Raw genomic sequence first — 23,578 nt, forward strand, 5'->3', positions numbered from 1 at the left:
AATACTTTAAATGTTATCTTTTTTTGTAAAAAAGAGCATCTTGTAAATAAGTATAGCTCCTATTTATATTTTATTTTTAACTATTTTGTATTAATTTCGTTTAATTTTTAATAGAACTGAGAACTATTCTTATATTATATTTTGTATAAATCCAAATAATATAAGAAAACAATATATTATTTTCTTCATTCATAATTTAGGATAAACTGCTTATTTTACCGACAATATATACTCAATTTACCAAGGAAAACCAATGGCAGACCATCTTATTGAAACCCCTCATTCTTCAACAGAAATCTTTCACGGTAATATCATTCATGTATTTAAAGATACCGTCAAACTACCTAATGGTAAAATAGCACCACGTGAGGTTGTCCGCCACCCTGGAGCTGTTGCTGTATTAGCCATTACTGAAGAAGATAAAGTTATTCTCGTTCAACAGTATCGCCATGCTTGTGGGAAAGTGCTTTTAGAAGTTCCTGCAGGTAAACTTGATATTCAAGGAGAATCCCCTGAGCGTTGTGCTTTTAGAGAACTGGCAGAAGAAACCCCTTACACAGCAACATCAATGACATTACTTTATACTTTTTATACTGCCGCAGGGTTTTGTGATGAAAAAATGTACCTTTATCAAGCACATGGATTAACTAAAAATAGCCAAGCCAAAGCCGATGAAGATGAATTTGTTGAGCAAGTTTATCTTAGCAAGGAAGAAGTACGTGAGGCTTTAAAACAACAAAAAATCCAAGACTCTAAAACACTTATTGCTTTACAACATTGGCTTGCTCAATAGGTGTTAAAGTTAGACAATAGATATAAACAAAATTTTTTATGTTCTTTAAGTAATTATTCTCACTAAAATAATATATTAACTTATGACGATAAAAAGCACAGAGAAATAATGATTGACCAAGTGAGTTTTGCGAGTAGAGCGAGCAACTTAACATTATTTGTAGTGCTTTTAATAACCGCTTATTTATCGTCAATATACTGTCTTATTTTCAAAATAGGAAATTTCATTTAGTAAATCTACTAAATTAAAAATATCATCTACCACCCCAAACAAAAACGAGTGTGATTTTTTAATACCACACTCGTTTTTTACTTAAAACACAAAAAAGACTTATGCTTTATGCATTGTTTGCAATGGATAAACACGCAAGCCTTTTGACTCTCGAAGATATTGCATACCTTCTACTGCCGCCTTAGCGCCTGCAATGGTGGTGTAGAACGTTACTCTAGCCGCTAATGCATGAGTACGAATAATACGAGAATCATTAATCGCATTTCGTCGTTCTTCTACAGTATTAATAACTAAGCTAATTTCACCATTTTTTAGCATATCCACAATATGCGGACGTCCTTCAGCAACCTTATTTACGATTTGTACTGGAATACCCGCTTCACTTAACGTTGCGGCTGTTCCTCGTGTTGCTGCAATCTTGAAACCTAGCTTTAATAAGCCTTGAGCAACAGGAATCGCCTTAGCTTTATCTTGTGCTTTCACACTGATAAATACAAGACCCGATTCTGGTAACACAACACCAGCAGCAATTTGAGATTTAACAAAGGCTTCACCAAAGGTTTCACCAATCCCCATTACCTCGCCCGTTGATTTCATCTCTGGCCCTAAAATAGTATCAACACCCGGGAACTTAACAAAGGGGAATACCGCCTCTTTCACACAATAATGTCTTGGGGTAATTTCTTTGGTAATTCCTTGTTCAGCCAGTGTTTTACCTGCCATAACACGTGCAGCAATTTTTGCTAACTGTAATCCTGTTGCTTTAGAGACATAAGGAACCGTACGAGAAGCACGAGGATTCACTTCTAACACAAAAACTTCATCACGTTGAATAGCAAACTGTACATTCATTAAACCTCTTACGTTTAATGCTTTTGCCATCACGCAAGTTTGACGTTTGATTTCCTCAATGATAGAAGGTGAGAGCGAATACGGTGGTAGGCTGCAAGCAGAGTCACCAGAATGCACCCCTGCCTGTTCAATATGTTCCATAACACCACCAATAAAGACTGTTTCACCATCGGCAATACAATCCACATCTACCTCTGTCGCATCATTTAAGAAACGATCAAGCAATACAGGAGAATCATTACTAACCTTAACCGCCTCACGCATATAGCGTTCTAAATCGGCTTGCTCATGAACAATTTCCATGGCACGACCACCTAACACATAAGATGGGCGCACCACTAATGGATAACCAATATCCTCTGCATGTGCAATCGCTTCCGCTTCTGTACGTGCCGTACGATTAGGGGGTTGTTTAAGTCCTAATTTTTGCAGGAGTTTTTGGAAACGTTCACGGTCTTCAGCAATATCAATGGATTCTGGACTTGTACCAATAATAGGCACACCATTTGCTTCTAAAGCACGTGCAAGTTTGAGAGGGGTTTGACCACCATATTGTACAATCACACCAACAGGTTTCTCGATATGTACAATCTCTAACACATCTTCTAAGGTTAGTGGCTCAAAATAGAGACGATCAGAAGTATCATAGTCAGTTGAAACCGTTTCAGGATTACAATTGACCATAATGGTTTCATAGCCATCTTCTCGTAAAGATAAGGCAGCATGTACACAACAATAGTCAAACTCAATTCCTTGTCCAATACGATTTGGGCCGCCCCCTAAAACAATAATTTTTTGCTTATCGCTAGGTTGTGCCTCATCCTCTTCTTCATAAGTTGAGTACATATAAGCCGTATTAGTCGCAAACTCTGCAGCACACGTATCCACTCGTTTATAAACAGGACGAATACCATATTGATGACGGACTTTACGTACCTCTGCTTCAGATGTATCAAGCAAATAAGCTAACCGGCGATCAGAAAACCCTGCTCGTTTGATTTCTCTTAGGGTATCCTCATCTAAATCACCAAGTGTTTTTTGCTCTAGGGCAAGTTCAACATCAACGATTTCTTTAATTTGTTGTAAGAACCAAGGGTCTATCTTTGTTAATTGATGTACTTCTTCAATTGTAAACCCTTTATCAAACGCATCACCGACATACCAGATACGCTCAGGACCCGGCTCAGCAAGTTCTACTTGAAGTTTTTCACGATCAACCGTTTTTTGATTTAAACCATCAACACCCACTTCTAAACCACGTAAGGCTTTTTGGAAAGACTCTTTAAAGGTTCTTCCCATTGCCATCACTTCACCCACTGATTTCATTTGTGTCGTCAAACGAGAATCTGCCATTGGGAATTTTTCAAAAGCAAAACGAGGAATCTTGGTAACAACATAGTCAATTGTTGGCTCAAATGAAGCTGGTGTAGCACCACCTGTAATCTCATTTTTTAACTCATCTAAGGTATAGCCTACAGCTAAACGAGCGGCTACCTTGGCGATAGGGAAACCTGTTGCCTTAGATGCCAAAGCAGATGAACGTGATACTCGAGGATTCATCTCAATCACAATCATTCTACCGTTATCTGGATTCACCGCAAACTGTACATTAGATCCCCCCGTATCAACACCAATTTCACGCAATACCGCAATAGAGGCATTACGCATAATTTGGTATTCTTTATCGGTCAATGTCTGTGCAGGTGCAACTGTAATTGAGTCCCCTGTATGTACACCCATCGGATCTAAGTTTTCAATAGAACATACAATAATGCAGTTATCGGCTTTATCTCGCACGACTTCCATCTCAAACTCTTTCCAACCTAACATTGATTCTTCAATTAATAATTCATTAGTTGGAGAGGCTTCTAAACCACGGCGACAAATCGTTTCAAACTCTTCGGTATTATAGGCAATCCCACCACCGGATCCCCCTAGTGTAAAACTAGGACGAATCACCACTGGGAAACCAGAAGTTCCTACTTCTTTTGCGATACGTTGCTGTACTTCCCATGCCTCTTCCATAGAATGTGCAATACCTGATTTAGCAGATTCCAAACCAATTGCCGTCATCGCTTCTTTGAATTTTAAACGGTCTTCTGCTTTCTCAATCGCTTTTTCATTGGCACCAATAAGCTCTACACCATATTTGGCTAAAACCCCTTCTCTAGCTAAATCTAGGGCACAATTTAAGGCTGTTTGCCCACCCATCGTTGGTAATAAAGCATCAGGACGTTCTGCTTCAATAATTTTTTCAACTGCTTGCCATGTAATTGGTTCAATATAGGTAACATCAGCTGTTTCTGGGTCAGTCATAATGGTAGCAGGGTTACTATTGACTAAAATAGTACGATAACCTTCTGCTTTTAATGCCTTACATGCTTGTGCGCCAGAATAGTCAAATTCGCAAGCCTGACCAATAATAATGGGACCTGCTCCAATAATCAAAATACTTTTTATGTCGGTACGTTTAGGCATAATTCCCTACTTCGCCATATGGCTGATAAATTTGTCAAATAATTCAATAATATCATGAGGTCCAGGACTTGCTTCTGGGTGTCCTTGGAAACAAAATGCAGGACGATCTGTCAGTTCAAACCCTTGTAATGTCCCATCAAAGAGAGAGATATGGGTAACTCGTGCATTACTTGGTAAGGTATCACCATCAACTGCAAAACCATGGTTTTGGCTTGTAATATAAACACGCCCAGTATCAATATCTTTAACAGGGTGGTTAGCGCCATGATGCCCTGTTTTCATTTTGACCGTTTTAGCACCCAAAGCCAACCCCATAATCTGATGACCTAGGCAGATACCAAAAAGTGGGATTTTTTTAGCAATAACCTGTTTTGCTGTTTCAATAGCATACTCAACCGCTTCTGGGTCACCCGGGCCATTGGCAAGAAACACACCATCAGGATTTAAGGCAAAAACATCTTCCGCAGGCGTTTGAGATGGCACAAGTGTTACTCGACAGCCACGATCAGTTAATAAGCGAAGAATATTAGACTTTACACCAAAATCATAGGCAACAACATGGTATTTTTTCTCTTCTGGTTGGCAATAGCCTTTACCTAATTTCCATGTACCTTGTGTCCATTCTTGCGTAACACCTACACTTACTTGTGTTGCTAAATCCTGTCCCACCATACCGGGGTATGATTTAGCAAGGGCAATGGCTTTTTCAACATCATCACCAACAAGAATACAAGCTCCCTGAGCTCCACCCTCACGCAAAATACGCGTTAATTTACGCGTATCAATATCAGCAATCGCCACGATACCATTTTCTTTTAGGTATTCTGGTAAAGACTGTGTTGCACGGAAATTAGAATGACGTGTTGGGCAGTTACGAATAACTAAACCTGAAGCATGAATTTTAGATGATTCTACATCTTCTGTATTAACCCCCGTATTCCCGATATGTGGATACGTTAGCGTTACAATCTGTTGAGTATAACTGGGGTCAGTTAGAATCTCTTGATAACCCGTCATCGAAGTATTAAAAACGAGCTCTGCAACCGTGTGTCCCGCAGCACCAATAGAAATACCTTTAAATACAGTACCATCAGAAAGGGCTAAAATTGCGGTAGGAAAATCATGATTTCCTTTGAGTAGTAATGACAGTGCCATAAAATCCCACAATATTAAAAATCAGTAAATAAACCCTCTGATTATACTGTTATTTTAGGGGGAATGGCTTAATTTTCTGGCTTATTTCTCGTAAAATATTGATAAATTCAGATGAGCAAGCAACAAAATAATAGGCAAAGTATATATAGATTTTTACAATATAATTTAAAATCAAAATAGTTATATGCCGTATTACTATTCGTCATAAAAACTGTACCTATTACACTTAAAAACTTACTTTATTATCTTACTTTCTACTACTTGTCATAAAGCCCGTGTAAAATAAAATCGTTTATTTGAATAATTTTTTATCCTAAATAATATAAAGTCTATAGATAGAACGAATTAGAAAACAAGTTGATTATAAAATCAATTTTATTTTCTACTACATCATTGATATAAAGAGACACGAGGTTTGATAATGAATAATACATTAGAACAATTACGCCAATATACTACTGTAGTTGCTGATACAGGTGATTTTGCTTTAATGCAAACTTATCGCCCTACCGATGCAACGACCAATCCTTCACTTATTCTCAAAGCTATTCAGCAAGACACCTATCGTCCTTTATTAAAAGAGGTTATCCAAGCACACCACCAAGCATCACTTGCTGATATTACCGATCATCTTCTCGTTAAATTTGGTCAAAATATCCTTAACATTATTCCGGGACGCGTATCAACAGAAGTAGATGCTCGTTTATCCTTTGATACAGCAGCAACCATTAAGCGTGCTAAACACCTTATTCACTTATATGAACAACAAGGCATAGACAGACAGCGAGTTTTAATCAAAATCGCTTCTACATGGGAAGGCATTCAAGCCGCAAAACAGTTAGAACAAGAAGGAATTAAATGTAATCTCACCTTATTATTTTCACTTGTACAGGCAGTAGCTTGTGCAGATGCTAAGGTACAACTGATTTCCCCTTTTGTTGGACGTATTTATGATTGGTACAAAAAACAAGCAGGTACACAATGGGATGAAGTCACTTATGCAGGGGTGAATGATCCGGGGGTTAAATCTGTTACGCAGATTTTTCACTACTATAAGAAATTTGCTATTTCAACTGAAATTATGGGGGCAAGTTTTAGAAATACAGGGCAAATTTTAGCCCTAGCAGGTTGTGATTTACTCACCATTAGCCCTGACCTCTTACAAGCATTACAACAATCGACACAAACTGTTAGCCCTATTTTAGATGCTAATACAGCACAACAACTTGATATACAACCCCTTATCCTTAATGAAGCTAGCTTTAGGTTTTTACTGAATCAAGATGCAATGGCAAGTGAGAAATTATCAGAAGGGATTCGAGCCTTTGCCAATGATGCAGAGAAATTGGATAGGATTATTTTGGATTATAAGAAGTGAAATATTAGTTTAAATAGAAAATAAATCGCTATTTATACTATTTAAAATAAGTAGGTAAAATCACGATAAATAATATTAAAGCACTCTTGGGTAGTGCTTTATATAAAAGATTCACTTTATTAAGCTATATTATTTCTCTATGAATTTACCTACAGTAGTAATATTATCTAACCACTCCGCCTATCATTTAGCGCCCATGCAATTGTCCCGGCATCAACATATTCAAGTTCACTTCCACTGGGAATACCACGGGCAATACGAGAAACCTTAATATTTTGCTCTTTTAATACTGTTCCCAAGTAATGAGCAGTGGTTTCACCCTCTGCGGTAAAATTAGTTGCCAAAATCACTTCTTTAACGGGATATTCAAAGACACGTTTAAGTAAACGTTCAAAGTTGATTGTCTGAGCCCCTACCCCATCTAAAGGGGATAATTTACCCATCAAGACATAGTACAGACCATGGTAGCCATGGCTCGCTTCAATCATATTTAAATCTGAGGGAGTTTCCACCACACAAAGTAAGGAATGATCTCGGCGAGGGCTTTGGCAAATTGCACAAATCTCTTCCTGCGAAAAGGAATTACACATCTTACAATGCACCAGATCATTTAAGGCATGATCCAGTGCATCATGAATCTGCTTTGCCCCCTCTCGGTCATATTGCAACAGATGGTAAGCCATTCGACGAGCCGATCGCTTACCGACACCGGGCAGTTTAGTTAGCGATTCAATCAACTCATTTAATGGCTCTGGATCAGGTAAGACTACCATACTTTATAATACTTAGAAAGGGAATTTTAAACCACCCGGTAAAGGCATACCTGCTGTAACAGCTGACATTTTTTGCTCTGTGGTTGATTCTACTTTACGCAATGCATCATTAACAGCAGCAGCAATTAGATCCTCCAGAAAATCTTTTTCTTCAGCATCTGATAATAAAGAAGGATCTAAGGTAATACGTTTTACATCATGACGACAAGTCATTTCTACTTTTACTAAACCGCCACCAGAAGTTCCCTCAACCACAATATCACCTAAGGCTTCTTGTACTTTTTTCATATTTTCTTGCATTTGCTGGGCTTGTTTCATCAAACCTGCTAATTGACCTTTCATCATAATGGTATATATCCTTAAAAATAATTAATCTTTATTCCTTTTAAAAAGGTAATAATCAACGATAATGTTTGGTGCTAAATTATAACAAGATATTCATAGATAAACATTTTGTTTTTATCTACAGCATCAGACTATTTTTAGATAAAAATATATATTACCGATACCTAAAAATAGTTTATTCTGAAACTAAAGGGCGAATAGAATCTGGCACAATTGTTGCTTGAAAATCTGCTTGTAAAGCCTTCACTAAGGTATCATTGTAGGCATTCTGCTCTGCCATTTGTTGTCGCACTTGCAAAACCTGTTGATCCTGTGCATAAACCGTCTGATCCGTTTGACCCACCTCTAATTTGAGTTTAACAATACGTTTAAAATATTCTGTTAAAGCCGTATTCAACTTTTCTACAGCTTGCATATTGTTAGGTAATCGTACCAATAAACGTAAGAGAATTGTATTCTGATCGATACCTATCCATTCTGTATGACGTGCAATTTCGCCTGTAATACCCGTTAAATGTAATGATTTAACTATCTCTACCCATCGTTCAGGGGTCATACTTTCTAAAGTATAAGTATCTTCTACCTCTCTAAAAGTATCCATATCCTGCATAGGAACACTACTATCATCGACTCTCTCTACGGGTAGGTACAAATCATCGTCCCATGTTGATACAAGTGCTATATCTTCTTCTACTGGTGTGTCAATAACCGCACCATCATATTGTTCTATATCAATAGATGAAGATATTACAGGATTTTCAAGTGTTTTTTTTTCAGCAGGGACTTCTTCCCAAGGCGGTAAATCCTCACTTACCTTAGCTTGATTTATATCGACAGAAGATAGTTTATCTTGAGGTTCTATATAAGCGGGTTCTACTGGCTCAGGACTTGCTTGGGTATTAGTAGCATCAGAAACAATAGCTACTTTTTCCTCATCAGCAATAGCTTGCTTAACATCATTCCCTGTTGTGACGACTGGTTGTATTACCTGATCTGTTGATGTTATAGCAGAAACCGTATCCACTACGCTTGATTGTTCTACTTCTTGTGCAGTATGCTCAACAGCTACTGTATTGACTGGCTCTACTGGCGTATAGGATACCGAAGGCATAAGCATATCCGTAGGGGCAACTAATGACAGCATTCTCAGCCCTGCCATAATAAACCCTGTATATTCATCAGGTGATAAGGCCAATTCTGCTCGGCTATGAATCGCAATACTATAAAAAAGTTGCAATACATCTGGTTGAATTACCTGTGCCACTTGGATAATATCGGCATAGCTAGGGTCTTCTTTTCCTATCGTACCGGGGAGACGTTGTTCAATCGCAATCCGAGAGAGTAAAGATGCAAAATCTTCTAATGCACTAGAAAATGAGAATCCTCTACTGGTTAATTCAGTTGCGACATCAACTAAACCTTGTGCATTACCTGCTAAAAGCTGTTGTAATAAACGGACGAGATAGCGTTGGTCAATCGTTCCCAACATATCTCTTACGGCTTCTGCTGTAATATGAGAACCTGAATATGCAATTGCCTGATCCGTTAATGATAACGCATCACGCATCGAACCAGAAGCTGCTTGTGCTAATAAGCGTAAGCCTTCATTTTCATAAGCAACAGCCTCTTGCCCTAAAAGATTCTGTAGATGCGACACAATAGATTCTGGTGCCATTTGCTTGAGATTAAATTGCAAACAACGCGATAATACCGTTACAGGAATTTTTTGTGGATCGGTGGTCGCTAGAATAAATTTCACATGGGGAGGCGGCTCTTCGAGCGTTTTGAGCATGGCATTGAACGCATGCCCTGTCAGCATATGCACCTCGTCAATAGTATAGATTTTGAACCGTCCAACAGAGGGCGCATAAATTGCCTGCTCTAATAGCTGCGTCATCTCTTCTACTCGGCGATTAGAAGCAGCATCAAATTCTAAATAATCAACAAATCGTCCCTGATCAATTTCTACACAGGCTTGACAAGTACCACAAGGGTGAGGACTAATCCCTTTTTCACAATTAAGGGATTTTGCCAAAATACGAGCTAATGTTGTCTTACCAACCCCTCGAGTACCTGTAAATAACCATGCATGATGTAAACGTTGTGTACTCAAGGCATTAGATAATGCCTTAACCACATGGTCTTGACCCACAAGCGTTTCAAAAGTACGAGGGCGCCATTTACGCGCGAGAACCAAATAATTATCTGTTGTCATGCCAAAAAGCAAATGTATAAATGAAGAGTGAGCCTTACTCCGGCACTAGATCCGCACAGCTATGGCTGCTTCGTTCCCGACCTGACCAGTTTCACTGCCGACCCATGCGAAGGGGCCCACCAACAAGCATTGTATCACAGAATTAGAAAAGCTCAATCCATTCACAACCATCTACCGCATAAATCACTGCTTTTACGGTTCGTCCATCTAATAGATGAAGATAGTTGGCATAGTTAGTTAATTGTTCACGATAAGCACGCTTTAATCTTTCCTGAAAATCATCAGAAGACTCTCCATCAAACCGTGCATCTGTTTTATAGTCAACCACTAGCCAGCCTTCTGGAGTATTGAGTACAAGGTCAATAATTTTTTGCTGCCCCTCTTCATTACTTAATGCCCACTCTCGGTTAGCATCTTTATGACTTAATAACCACTGCCCTTTTGTATCTGCCAAAACACCTTGTAATAAGGTGATAACTCGCTGTGTCGCCGCTTCTATCGCCTCAACACCTAATCGTCTTAAATGACGGGTAATCATTGTTGATGAATTTGCCACTCTTTCAGATGTCCACTCTTGCATTTTGTCTAAACCAATTTGTTCTAACCATTGATGCACAACTGTTCCTATGGCTGCCTCTTGTCTGCTTTCAAAAGACCATTTACCCGTATGTAATGGGGTGAATACTTTGGGGATAGAAACAGGTGTTTTTATAGAGGCTATGGTATCTAGGGTATAGCGTCTTAACTTATCCTGTGTGATAAAAGGATAGGCTTCTGTTGATTCTATTGGTACTACTGGTGTAATCATTTGTGGATGATAAAAAGTACCCTCTTTACCCTTTAAATCCATCACTATACTAGATAGCATGGTTCTTTTATCATGAGCCGCTTTATCCTCTACATCCACATAAACAAGGTGTAGCTTTTGCTTAGCTCGTGTACACGCTACATAAAGCAAGCGATCTACCTCATTACGCTGACGTTTATCATTCCTTGCTTTAATAAAGAGAGAAACATCATCTTTATATTCCGTTGCGGTATGTTTAATAGGGCCTATTAATAGATGACCTTCTTCTGATTCAATTTCTAATAAACCACCCGTATCATGGCAAGGGATACGGTGTAATCCATATAAAATAACTTCATCAAACTCTAATCCCTTGGCACTATGCATCGTCATAATCTCTACTGCACCTGCTTGTTTGGAAGGCGTTGCATAAAGGTTTTCAATACGCGATTCAAATAGAGCTAAATCAAGCTGTCCATAGGGAGCTAAATCATCAATAATATGTAAAACAGCTTGAATATTTTCTTGCTGAGTAGGCAAATGATATAAAGCGTTTGCACCCAAATCTTCCCATACTTGCTCAATATAGCTCGTAAAGGTCATTTCTCGTTTAGTATAAGGGGGATAGACTAATGGCACTGCCAAATGCATCAATCGTTTTGCTTCATCTTGACCAATCAGAGCAACTAATGCTTGTTCATCTTGTAAATAAGTTTTGAGTAGCGAAGGAATACTTTGTTCTTTTTTATCTTCAAAAAGACGTGTTAAACTCACCAAACTCAACCCACAAAAAGGTGCTCTCAACAGCGACATCCACGCCAAACGATCCCATTCATGTGTTAAAGCACGCACTAATTGGATTAAATCAATTACTTCTTCGGTCTGCCCAAGAGAAACCATTTTAACCGCTTGAATAGGAATATTTGCCTGAGTTAATTTCTCACTGATTCTTCCTATATGTGAACGAGAACGAACCAAAATCGCTACAGGATGTTTACTATCAGAATGTCTTGCCAATGCCTCTTGAACAAGTTGAACAATATACTGCTCTGCATTATCTTCAAGCACTTCCTTACTACCCTTTTGTTTTTGACTTTTTTCATCCAGTGCTTGCTCATTATCTATAAAAGAAAAATGATGGTATTGCACCGCAGGTGTATCTTTTGCTTGATTAAAAGGAGATGATGGTGTATATCTAATCGCCCCTAAATCTGGATTATCTTCTGATGGAAAAACCTGTGTAAAATTACGATTTACCCACTCCACCACACCAGCATCTGATCGGAAATTGACTTGTAGCTGTAATAAATCTAATACAACATCACCGACAATATTTTTTTTCTCTGCTTTTGGTAATAAGGTATTGTCTTTTGCAGCCTCTGCTATTCTTGAAAAAAGCGCTACCTCTGATTGACGAAAACGGTAAATCGACTGCATAGGATCACCTACTAAGAAAAGCGTTCGTCCATCATCTCGTTCCCAACCTGATGTGATTAACTCCAAGAGTTTCTTTTGGCTTAAACTCGTATCCTGAAATTCATCAATCAAAATATGTTTTAAATCTGCATCCAATTTTAAGAGCATCTCTGTTGGTGAGCCATCTGCATTCTCCAATGCCATCAATGCCCGCTGTGCAATCTCTGTAAAATCAACACTGCCCTCTTCTCTAAACACTTCTTGTAGATAAATTTCACTTTGTTTTAAACAATCAAAAAAACTTTCAAAAAGCACTTTATTATCAGGATTATAGAGTTGCTTAGGAATATATCGTATATCATTCAACCCAGATACGATCTCTGCATATTGGGGTAGATCTTGTAACTGCTTTAACCATACTAGAAATCCCTCTTTATAGCTTGATTTAGGTAGAATACCTATTTTTTTATCCACTCGTTGACGAATTTCACCTTTACCTGTCAGTAAAAAATCCGCAAGACTTTTCCATAAAGCAATATCTTCTATACTATGTATTAAGGTCTGTCCATTCCATGATAGCCAAGGTTTTAAGAAATTTTTCTGTGTATTTTCTGCATTATCCTCTGCTTCCAATGTGAAAGCCGCCTCTGTAATCACCCCTCTTATATCATCTAACCATTGATGGGGAAGTACCTTATCCAACTGTTCTAGCTGTGTTTGGATAATATTACCCAGCGTTTCAGCCATTGTTTCCATTGCCTTAGCCTGATTCTGAACAATACCCAACCAGTTTTGTCGGCGACTAAGCATATCTACTAGTAACGATTGAAACTTACCCACATTAACATCTAAGTGATCCAGAATAACGGCTATACTCGGGTGCTTATCAATATGTTGAAGCATTTTTTGAGTCGCTTTATAGAATAATTGCTGACTATCCTCTGTTGGTGATAATCCAGCCCCTGATTCAGATAAACTTGGCGTGAGTCGCACCAGTGATTGACAAAATGAGTCAATGGTTTGTATGCGTAAACGACTAGGATTTTCTATTAATTGCCAATTTTTTGCTGTATTTCGTTCCAAAACTGCCTTTGCTTTTTTCCATGAGGCTTGACGATAGGCTTCAAGAGGTTCAGGTTCTTCTGCTTTTTGTAATTTTTCCATAACCCTTGCTCGCATTTCTGCCGCTGCTTTTCGGGTAAACGTAATCGCTAGAATATCTTCTGGTCGCTCAACAATAGCTAATAACGCTAATATTCTATCGGTTAGTAACTCTGTTTTTCCTGAACCTGCTGGTGCTTGAACAATATAAGAACGTGAAGGATCAACCGCGTGTTCACGCGCTACTTTATCTATAGGTTCACTCATTATTATTCTCCTGATGAATACTATCGACCAATCTTAAAAAAGGTTTAATATCACAATATGCTATATCCTCTTCATGGATATATTGGTTTGTTGCCTCACCTTGTGCAATTTCGTCCATTAAATGGTGTAATTTTTGTCGCCACTCACTACTTACCTTCGCCCATTCTTCCTGACTCAAGATAGAGGCGGATTTTTGATGTTTATACTGTTCACTTTGCCATAAGCCCTCATAATGCGATTGACGATTTAACCCTAAAAACGTAATCCCTGCTACCTGTACAGAAGGAATATCATTTAAAAGTGTTGCATATAAAGGGAGCTGTAAATTTAATAAACGAGGTCTTTCCACCCAATCTTCAATATAGGTATTTAAAGACTTTAATCTACCTGTTTTATAGTCAATTAATACTTTTTGCTGATGATCAACACTATCAATACGATCCACTTTAAAAGTAAATGCTATGTTTTTATAATTGACGGTATATTTCTTTTCTACTGCCTCTACGGTAAAGGGATAGCGATTATCCCTATCTTCATCAATTTTCTGCTGCAAAATAGCTCGGCTTCTTTGGATAAATAATTCCTTTAATCTTGCACTACTTAAAAAAGAAAGCATTTTTTGAGAAACTTCTGTGATAACTGCATCAAGTGTGGACTGCACCAAGTCATTATCCATTAATTGCTCTTGGTTCGATAGTTTTTGATAAAACTTTTCCATTACACTATGTAAGAAATTCCCTTGTAAAAGAGCATTTAATTCTATTTCAGGATAATTAAGTAATTGCTTTAAATGTAAACGAAGTGTGGCATATGCCCATAATGGATTTTTAGATTGTTTTTCCAGAATACTATATCCACCCGTAATATACCCCTCTTTCGGTAAGCCTCTTGTATCCCGTATTTCTTCAAAAGCAACGGGTATTGAAACCTTATTATCAAGGGGAGGTAATGCGTCAATAGCAGGTAGGTTTTTATCAAGTAAAAAACTACTGGGTCTTAATATTTCATCTTGTTGATGAGCAGGATAACTTAACACTACCTCCGCAGCACTACTTAAAATCGCTTTAAAAATTTGTGTAGCCCATTGCATTTCACCCTCTGGTGTTGCATGGGTTATTTTGGCATGGCGCTGACTACGAATAGGCAAATAAGGATTGGGAGACGGTACTTGAGGGAGGGTATTATCGGTTAGACCTAATACCCAGACACTATCCCATTGCCCCCCCTCAATCTCATATAAACCAACAATATCTAATACAACCTGTTGTTTTCGTTGTCCTTGGAAACTGGTTTTATTAAGTTGTTGTTCAAAAAGATAAAATGCCTCATCAACAGGTAAAGCAGGTAGCATTTCATCTAATAAAGCAAAAGTTTTAATAGCACTTTCAAATGCTTGGCATACCTGATAATCAATACTTCCTAATGCTGTTGTTCCCGGAAACGCAAAAGCCTCTAATGCCTCTCGATAGCATTGAGCCCATTGTGCACATGTTTGCTGTTGGTTTGCCCATTTATCAACTATTGCTTTCATGGTTTGTGAAAACGTTTCATCGACTTTTTCGAGTAAACCTAAAAATGTTGTCAAAGAAAGACTCACTTCTTGTCCCTCTCTTAACTGATTATCTATGTGTGCTAATGCCATCTGTTGCATATCATTAAAGGCAAACTCTGCATGAAGCAAAGCATCACCAATAACGGGAACAGCTATTTTTCCTTTGGAAAAATTAACGATTAAACGAAACCATGCCAAGGCAGAATAAACCAATGACCATTGTGATAGAGGACGACCCACCGCCACATGCCAATGATTTTCTAAGGGACTACCTCTTAAACAACGCTGTAAAGTTCTTCTTACAGGAGCAACCCTTTCTTGTAAATCTGGTATCACAATAGCTAATTTAACTTGAGACGTATGTGATAAGACTTTTTGCTTTGCCCAATGAATTGCACACTCAACTTCATGCTGAAAGTCCTGTGCCTCAAGGATTTTAATTTGGTGAGCAGGTACAGTATGAGGTTCTAATGATAGAATTTGTACCCCTTTTGCTTGAAGTATATTGAACAATTGTTCTTGATAGGCACTAAACGCATAGAAACCCATTAAAACAAGGTATTTAGGTAAATGAAAAACATCCTCTTCTATCGCTTGAAGAATATATTGTTGCAATAGTGGTGCATCCCAATAATGATGGGTATTTAGCTGCCTTTGATACGCCTTTTTCCACTGTATAAATGTCTCATACTCAACCGTTTGGTCTTGTTCTTTTACATCAATATGCCACTCTGCTTGTAGTTGATGTGCTTGATTTGCCATTAATGCAGCTGAAGCAATATTTAATAAAGGGGTTTTCTTTGCCTCTGTATCCTCTGCTATCACTTTTTTCCACCACCATTGCTGTGCTGTTTCATTTAATACCACCGGCATATCTGGTTTTTTAAAAGATAGCTGTTCTTCAAACTGAGTAATCCATGCTTTATATGGAATAACCGTAGGCAATGGCTTCACTTTTTGGGTGTTTCTTTTAATAAATACACTTTTGATAAATACAGCTAAACGATTATTCGCAGTGATCACCCATGTATGACTAGGGTCTAAATCACCTAATTGTTCAATTGTATAAAGTGGATACTGCTGCATGATAATTACCTATTTTATAAATTGACTGCATTATTGCTTTACTGCCTAAAAAGTATACAATACCTTTTGATCATATCTAGCTTATCTATATCGTATTTCTTATTTGAATTAATATTCTGTTATTAAATAAAAATAATGGATTAGTAATAATAAAATAACCTTAATAAATATACTTAGCACTTATTTTTCGTATTTAGTAAGGTAATCATTTTCTCCTACGCCATTAAAATAATATTTCTCTGCAATAATATGCTCGTTTATACTAATTTCAGATAATAGACTTAATATTGTATGATAATTCTTATCATGTAACAAAATATAAACATAAATTATTATTCTTATATAACAGAATAGAAAGAAGGATATCAGATGAATATTGTTTTAGTAGAAGCATTAACATTTGGTTTAGGTCGATTAGTCAAAGCCGCTCAAGAAATGAATGTTACTCTTCATCTTCTTACCTACAATAAAGCATTTTACTTTTACGAATTAAACCAAATAGAGAGCAAACATTTAGTTGTTTATGAAATTGATACCTTTAACCCAGAAAATATTATTGCTTATTGCCAAAACTTAAATAAATTTGGCGGCATTATTAGTCTAACTGATACATGGGCGATGGCTGTACAAGAGATCTTACCCCAGTTGGGATTAAAAGCTCAAAATGCTACAACCATATGCCGTCATAAAGATTTATTTCGCCAAAAACTCTTAGAAAATAATCTTACATCAGGGACGGTAAACATTATATACCCCAAAAAAGGGAAAAATACTATTCCTGACAATATACATTATCCTGTTATTATTAAAGATCCTAGTGGAACAGGCTCTAAAAGTGTATGGTTTGCTGAAAATGATAATGAATTATCCCATCTTTTAGATATGATAGGAAACAATGAACAACTTGAAAAAGTCCTTATAGAAACCTATTTCAAAGGGACTTTATTCAGTGCAGAAACCATTAGTTTTAAAGGTGAAACAAAAATCCTAGCCATATCTAGTAGGATACTATCCGATATACCTTTATTTATGGAAAAAGCAATATCTTTACCTATCAATACAAACCATCAGGAATTATCAGGTGTAGAAGAATGGATTAAAAAAATACTGTCATGTATTGCTTATACAGATGGATTTGCCCATATTGAATTTATCGTTACGCCAAATGGATTTGAAGTTGTTGAAGTAAATCCCAGATTAGGTGGTATTCAAATTGGAGAAGCACTTTGTCAGTCCTATGATACTAATATCTACAAAGCCTTTATTGAAATAGCAGTGGGTAAAAGACCTTCTTTATTAGATATGACACTAATACCAAAAATATTTACTGCTCAAGTTGTTATTTATGCAAAACAGACGGGTTATTTTAAAGGGATTAATGATAAATATATCAATAAAGAACGCACTAAAATTTTCCCTTATGCTCAATCTGGTAAAAAAATTGATACTATCACCGATCAATCTGCTTGTGTAGGTATTTTAATGACCACTGCCCAAAGTAGTGAAATCGCTTTACTAAATGCTATTTCAGAAGCCAATAAAGTAATTGTACAGATGGAAGCACCTAATGATTAAAAAATTTGCCTCTTTCAATCATGATGTAAAACTGACACTTATTACGACATTGCTAAGCAATATTGGCATTTTTATGGTCATTCCATTTCTATCTATTTTCCTAAATCAATTAGCAACTATTACAACCAGTGAAGTGGGTATCATTATTGGCGTAGCTTTTTGGTGTCAAAGAGCTGGTTCTCTTTTGGGTGGATTACTATCTGATTACATTCATACTAAGGGGACAATGCTACTAGGGCTTATCGTAAGAATTCCCGGTTATCTCCTCATTGGATATGTTGATAATTTCTACTTACTCTTACTTTCCTGCATTCTTATTGGTCTAGGAAGTAGTATTTATTTACCGGCTGCTAAATCATTTCTTATTAAGGTGATTGGAGAGAACGAAAAAGTCAGTGTACTTTCTATGCGAGCAATATTTGCTAATATTGGTGTGGCGATTGGACCTATTATTGGTGTTGCTGTTTTTTCTCTATCGCCATCGGTACTCTTCACTTCTGTTGGTATTATTTTTATCTTCTTAACATTACTTAACCTAAAATTAAATGGTGATGTAAACCCTATAGAAACAAGAAAAATTTCTTTATGCGATTTATTAGCACTTATTAAAAATAAAACAATGATTTGTATCTCAATCGCTATGTTCCTTGTTATGGCATTTTTTATGCAAATTGACGTTACAATACCCATGTTTACCAGTGCTACATTTGATAATCAGACAACAAGTTATGTGTTTATTTGTAATGCTCTTATAGTAATTTTTTTTCAGTCTTCGGTTTCTTCATGGGCTTGCTCAGGTTCATCAAGACTACCTTTTTCATTGGCCTTTTTATTATTTTCTGCTTGCTTTTTACTCTTTGATTTTATAACAACTGAATATAGTATTTTATTTCTCTCTATTATTTTATTCTCTTTGGCAGAAATTATTATACAGATACGATTAGATTATGACACCACAAATATTAATCCCAATATGGTTGCTACCGCCTTTGGCATAATGAGTTTAGCCGGTGCATTTGGTGGATTATTTGGTAGTTATACCGGTACACTCTTATATAATACTGGACTATTTGGATTATCTTTGTGGACACTTTTAGCACTATCTTCCGCTATCGCTGCTTTTATTTATTTTATCTATCACTATGAAACAGAATAAAGTGAATATATTCATCATACTTCATTAAACAATCATAAATTATCCATGGTTTTATCAATTAAACACCACTATTGGGAATAGAAAATACTAGTAATAAGGTATCTACAATTATGAGATGGTTAGTGGTTTTTAATAAAGAACACTTAACTCCCTATTTTTCATATATACTCAAGAGTTTAAGAACATAGAAACCTTTTCGCTTACTATCTTTAATGTGTCAAATTGTAAAACCTATGTCAAGCATCAACAATATTTACCGTTTTTACCTACCCGATGAAACGGCAACACAAACATTTGCACAAATAATGGCAGCCCCTATTCATCAAGCCATTACCTCCCCAGAAGGGCAAGAACAGGGCTTAAAATCAGCCTATCACCTTCATTTACAAGGGGATTTAGGTGCTGGCAAAACTGCCTTTTCTCGTGCTTTCTTACAAGCCCTAGGGGTAAAGGGTCGTATTAAAAGCCCTACCTATACATTAGTTGAAACCTATAAAGTTTCTAGATTATACTTATACCACTTTGATTTTTATAGATTTAATGATTCTTCAGAGTGGCAAGAAGCAGGATTCCGTGATAATTTATTAGAGAATGCAGTGGTTTTAATTGAATGGCCAGAAAAAGCCGATAAATCACTTCCTTCACCTGATATTTTATTAAAACTTCACTACTATCAAAACGGTAGAATAGCGGAATTACACCCCCATTCTGATAAGGGAAAAGCATGGATAACACAACTCAAGATACCACAGGCATTTCACCTCGCCGAATAATCACACGACGCCAGATTTTAGGCTGTGGCATTGCCATGCTCTCTTTACCTGTGGTCTCAAAAGTCGCTCATGCCGCAAGTAGCCAGATTTTAGCGGTTCGTACATGGCCTGCTGATGACTATACACGGGTTACGCTCGAATTAAACTCTCCGATTAAGCATGAACATTTTACCCTTGATAACCCTCATCGCTTAGTGGTGGATTTACAAGGGTTAAGTATGAGTGAAGCCCTTAATTCCCTTATCTCTAAAATCAAACCGAATGACCCTTATATTTCACGCGTTCGTGTTGCTCAAAATCGTGCAGATGTCGTCCGTTTAGTCATTGATTTAAAACAAGCTATTGTTCCACAAGTATTTACCTTAAAACCGATTGGTAATTACCAATACCGCCTTGTTCTTGACTTATACCCTAAAGTGGCTAAAGATCCACTTACTGCACTCGCACACAATGTCGATACGAATAACGACCCTTTAGCGAGTATTCTTAATCAGCTAAATCATAATCGACCAACCACCGCAGCCCCTAAAGTACAAGGACAAATTGCACCTAAAGCACCTGCTGTTGTAACCAATAATACAGGCAATACTAAAGGAAAGAAACGTCCTATTCTAGTAGCGATAGATCCCGGCCATGGAGGTGAAGATCCAGGGGCGATTGGATCAAGAGGTACAAAAGAAAAAGATGTTGTACTCTCTATTGGTCGTAAATTACGAGATGCAATTAATGCACGGTCTAATATGCGTGCTTATATGACGCGTGATGCTGATTTCTTTGTCCCTTTACAAGTACGCGTACAAAAAGCACGCCGAGTGAAAGCTGATATTTTTATCTCTATTCATGCGGATGCTTTTACCAATCCATCCGCAAGGGGAACATCTGTTTTTGCCCTCTCTCGTAAGGGAGCATCAAGTGCAGCAGCTCGTTGGTTAGCCAATAAAGAAAATGAAGCTGACTTAATTGGTGGTTTAGATATTGGTGCACATGATCGTAATACGGCTAGTGTATTACTTGATATGTCAACAACAGCACAAATCAATGAAGCACTCAAAATTGGTCATCGAGTATTAGACTCACTTGGTAGAGTGAATGGTTTACAAAGTCGCCGTGTAGAACAAGCTGGTTTTGCTGTGCTTAAAGCCCCTGATATTCCCTCTATTTTGGTAGAAGTTGCCTTTATCTCTAACAAACAAGAAGAGACTTTCTTACGCAATACGGGTAACCATAACACCATTGCGCGTGCCATATTATCTGGATTAGATAGCTATATTGCCACGAATCCTCCTCTTGCTAGCCGTTAATAATGGCTGATTAGATTTAAAGATATTTTGTATTTAAACTAGTTTTATATACAAAATAATAACCGTATTTTTTAAAAGCACTGAGAAATAATGATTGACGAAGCGAGTTTTGCAAACCGAGCAAGCAACTGCTTGAACAACTTCTACTCTATTTACAGTGTTTTTATAACTATTACTTTATACTTAAAAGATTCAATCCTTTTTTATAAAAATCATAAAATTATTCTTCTAAAAATCCGTAAAAATGCTTGATAACAAAGCGATTTTTTATAGCAAAGCAGAAGAACTATTCAAACAACTTACAAAGCATTTTGTAGGACTTTTATAAATAGCAATTTATCATAAGAACATTGTTATATTTAAAATAATTTTTTAACCCTCCCTATTCCATTCACTCACAAAAATTCCTAATTCAAACCCACTTGAGTTACAATAAAAAATCACCTTATTTTCTTCTTATGTTGTTATGTCTGAACGCCGCCATATTCACTTACTTCCCGATCAATTAATTAGTCAAATCGCTGCAGGTGAAGTTATTGAACGCCCTGCTTCGGTACTTAAAGAATTAGTTGAAAATGCTATTGATGCAGGAGCAACACAAATAGAATTACGCTTAGATGGGGGAGGTATTCGCCGTTTATGTGTGATTGATAATGGCTCAGGCATTCCCAAAGAAGAACTAGCACTTGCCTTAACACGACATGCAACCAGTAAGGTTCGTTCCCTATCCGAACTAGAATCAGTCCGTTCAATGGGTTTTCGTGGAGAGGCTCTTGCTTCTATCGCCTCTGTTTCTCATCTCACACTTAGTTCACGCACTGCCAACCAAAAACACGCATGGATGATAGATGGATCACATGGTGTCATAGAACCCTCTTCAGGTTCACAAGGTACGGTTGTCGATGTTAAGCAAATTTTTGATGAAATTCCAGCCAGACGTAAATTTTTAAAAACAGAACAAACAGAATTTTCTCATTGTATTGATATGGTAGAGCGTATTGCCCTTGCCTACCCTCATATCAGTTTTAGAATCTTTCATAATGACAAACCCTATAAACAATGGCAAGCCACCGAAACAATTCAACGTATCCGTGATGTACTAGGTGCTGAATTTATAAGTGCAGGGCTTGAGGTAGAAGGTAGTACCTCTATATGTCATTTACACGGATTAACCGTACAACCCAGTGCTGCCAGATCAAGAGCAGATAAGCAATATCTTTATGTGAATGGTCGCTTCGTCCGTGATCGTACGGTAACACACGCTATCCGTAGTGCTTACAATGATGTATTACATGGCGATCGACAACCCGCCTATGTCTTATTCTTATCCATTGAACCCAGTCTTGTTGATGTTAATGTTCACCCTGCCAAAAGCGAAATCCGCTTTCGTGATAGTGGTGCTATTCATCGTTTTATTCAACAATGTATTGCAACAGCACTCGCTCGTTTGGGTGGACAAGGTGCAGTTCACCAAGAAAAGACATCAGATGAAGAGAACGCTCATATCCACACAGTAGAAACAGATAGGGTGAATTCTTCTGCTTTAGTAAACCAAGAAGGACTATCAACAGGGCAATCTATTAATAATCAAGCCAATCCTTTTGTCGGTGCAAAACCTGCTTTCCCCTATAAGCAACAAACACCATTAAACTTAGCCCCTCGTCAGGAAGTATGGCAAAAAGCCTACGCCCCTTTGGATATTCACTCTCCACAAACTATTTCGGACAATCCCCAACCTAGCCAAACATCAGAGGAAGAAGACTTTCCACTTGGTATGGCAATTGGTCAATTACATGGCATTTATATATTGGCACAAAATAAAGAGGGACTTATCCTTGTTGATATGCACGCTGCACACGAACGTATTGTCTATGAACAATTAAAATCACTAGCGGATCAACAACACATCATCACACAAGAATTACTTGTTCCTGTTGTTTTTCATACATCAGAAAAGCAGGTTGCACTTTTAGAAGAACATAAAGAAACACTGGAGGCAATTGGTCTTTCATTAAGCTCTTCTGGGCCAAAATCTATTGCTGTCCGTGCTGTCCCCAGTTTATTAGCCAAAGGGGATATTGAAACAATGGTCAGACGTATCCTAAATGATTTAGAAAATATTGGTATTTCTCATCTGATGACAGAACAGCGTAATGAGCTACTCGCTACCATGGCATGTCACGGTTCCGTGAGAGCAAACCGCTTACTTAGCCTAGCTGAAATGAATGCACTTTTACGTCAAATGGAACAAACTGAAAGAGCCAATCAGTGTAACCATGGTCGCCCTACTTGGTTTACTTGGTCATTAGCCGATTTGGATAAACTTTTTATGCGTGGACAATAA

Annotated in this window: 14 protein-coding genes and 1 other RNA gene; 7 read left to right on the forward strand and 8 right to left on the reverse strand. The window is 37.4% G+C overall.

Annotated features, from left to right (window positions below):
- The first annotated feature begins 253 nt into the window (after positions 1–253).
- Positions 254–793 (forward strand): NUDIX hydrolase, encoded by a 540-nt coding sequence (locus F9B76_RS04305; RefSeq protein WP_159990998.1) that lies wholly within the window; start codon positions 254–256, stop codon positions 791–793.
- A 330-nt stretch (positions 794–1,123) separates the two neighbouring features.
- Here the strand turns inward: F9B76_RS04305 and carB are convergent, their stop codons facing one another.
- Positions 1,124–4,354 carry a carbamoyl-phosphate synthase large subunit gene (gene carB, locus F9B76_RS04310; protein ID WP_159990999.1) on the reverse strand — a complete coding sequence of 1,077 codons (3,231 nt, stop codon included), beginning with the start codon at positions 4,352–4,354 and terminating at the stop codon, positions 1,124–1,126.
- A gap of 6 nt (positions 4,355–4,360) precedes the next feature.
- Entirely contained in the window at positions 4,361–5,509 is a 1,149-nt protein-coding gene (carA, locus tag F9B76_RS04315) for a glutamine-hydrolyzing carbamoyl-phosphate synthase small subunit (RefSeq protein ID WP_159991000.1), read from the reverse strand.
- 421 nt (positions 5,510–5,930) lie between these two features.
- On the opposite strand from carA, the gene tal reads away from it, so the two are divergent.
- Positions 5,931–6,887: a transaldolase gene (gene tal / locus F9B76_RS04320; protein ID WP_159991001.1), complete on the forward strand. Its 957-nt coding sequence runs from the start codon at positions 5,931–5,933 to the stop codon at positions 6,885–6,887.
- A 167-nt stretch (positions 6,888–7,054) separates the two neighbouring features.
- Here the strand turns inward: tal and recR are convergent, their stop codons facing one another.
- The 6 genes from recR to F9B76_RS04350 all read right to left on the reverse strand — a co-directional run bounded on the left by recR (position 7,055) and on the right by F9B76_RS04350 (position 16,429).
- Positions 7,055–7,660 (reverse strand): recombination mediator RecR, encoded by a 606-nt coding sequence (recR, locus tag F9B76_RS04325; protein ID WP_159991002.1) that lies wholly within the window; start codon positions 7,658–7,660, stop codon positions 7,055–7,057.
- Positions 7,661–7,672: 12 nt separating this feature from the next.
- A complete protein-coding gene (locus F9B76_RS04330; RefSeq protein ID WP_159991003.1) occupies positions 7,673–8,005 on the reverse strand; it encodes a YbaB/EbfC family nucleoid-associated protein in 333 nt (110 codons plus the stop codon).
- Between the two features lie 175 nt (positions 8,006–8,180).
- On the reverse strand, positions 8,181–10,220 hold the full coding sequence (dnaX, locus tag F9B76_RS04335; protein ID WP_159991004.1) for a DNA polymerase III subunit gamma/tau: 2,040 nt from the start codon (positions 10,218–10,220) through the stop codon (positions 8,181–8,183).
- Between the two features lie 23 nt (positions 10,221–10,243).
- Positions 10,244–10,341: signal recognition particle sRNA small type (gene ffs, locus F9B76_RS04340), an RNA gene on the reverse strand.
- Between the two features lie 21 nt (positions 10,342–10,362).
- Positions 10,363–13,791: a UvrD-helicase domain-containing protein gene (locus F9B76_RS04345; protein WP_159991005.1), complete on the reverse strand. Its 3,429-nt coding sequence runs from the start codon at positions 13,789–13,791 to the stop codon at positions 10,363–10,365.
- Entirely contained in the window at positions 13,784–16,429 is a 2,646-nt protein-coding gene (locus F9B76_RS04350) for a PD-(D/E)XK nuclease family protein (protein ID WP_159991006.1), read from the reverse strand. Before F9B76_RS04350 ends, F9B76_RS04345 begins: the two co-directional genes overlap by 8 nt.
- 369 nt (positions 16,430–16,798) lie before the next feature.
- Between F9B76_RS04350 and F9B76_RS04355 the strand changes: the two genes are divergently transcribed.
- From F9B76_RS04355 to mutL, 5 genes are all read left to right on the forward strand, one after another.
- On the forward strand, positions 16,799–18,004 hold the full coding sequence (locus tag F9B76_RS04355; RefSeq protein WP_159991007.1) for an ATP-grasp domain-containing protein: 1,206 nt from the start codon (positions 16,799–16,801) through the stop codon (positions 18,002–18,004).
- Complete coding sequence (locus F9B76_RS04360) at positions 17,997–19,160, forward strand: MFS transporter (protein WP_159991008.1); 1,164 nt, start codon at positions 17,997–17,999, stop codon at positions 19,158–19,160. The genes F9B76_RS04355 and F9B76_RS04360 overlap by 8 nt, the downstream gene beginning before the upstream one ends.
- Before the next feature lie 233 nt (positions 19,161–19,393).
- Positions 19,394–19,933, forward strand: a complete 540-nt coding sequence (gene tsaE, locus F9B76_RS04365; protein WP_159991009.1) for a tRNA (adenosine(37)-N6)-threonylcarbamoyltransferase complex ATPase subunit type 1 TsaE — start codon at positions 19,394–19,396, stop codon at positions 19,931–19,933.
- Complete coding sequence (locus F9B76_RS04370) at positions 19,885–21,234, forward strand: N-acetylmuramoyl-L-alanine amidase (RefSeq protein ID WP_159991010.1); 1,350 nt, start codon at positions 19,885–19,887, stop codon at positions 21,232–21,234. Before tsaE ends, F9B76_RS04370 begins: the two co-directional genes overlap by 49 nt.
- Before the next feature lie 466 nt (positions 21,235–21,700).
- Positions 21,701–23,578: a DNA mismatch repair endonuclease MutL gene (mutL, locus tag F9B76_RS04375; RefSeq protein WP_159991011.1), complete on the forward strand. Its 1,878-nt coding sequence runs from the start codon at positions 21,701–21,703 to the stop codon at positions 23,576–23,578.

The organism is Pelistega ratti (assembly GCF_009833965.1).
In the GTDB taxonomy this organism is placed as follows: domain Bacteria; phylum Pseudomonadota; class Gammaproteobacteria; order Burkholderiales; family Burkholderiaceae_B; genus Taylorella; species Taylorella ratti.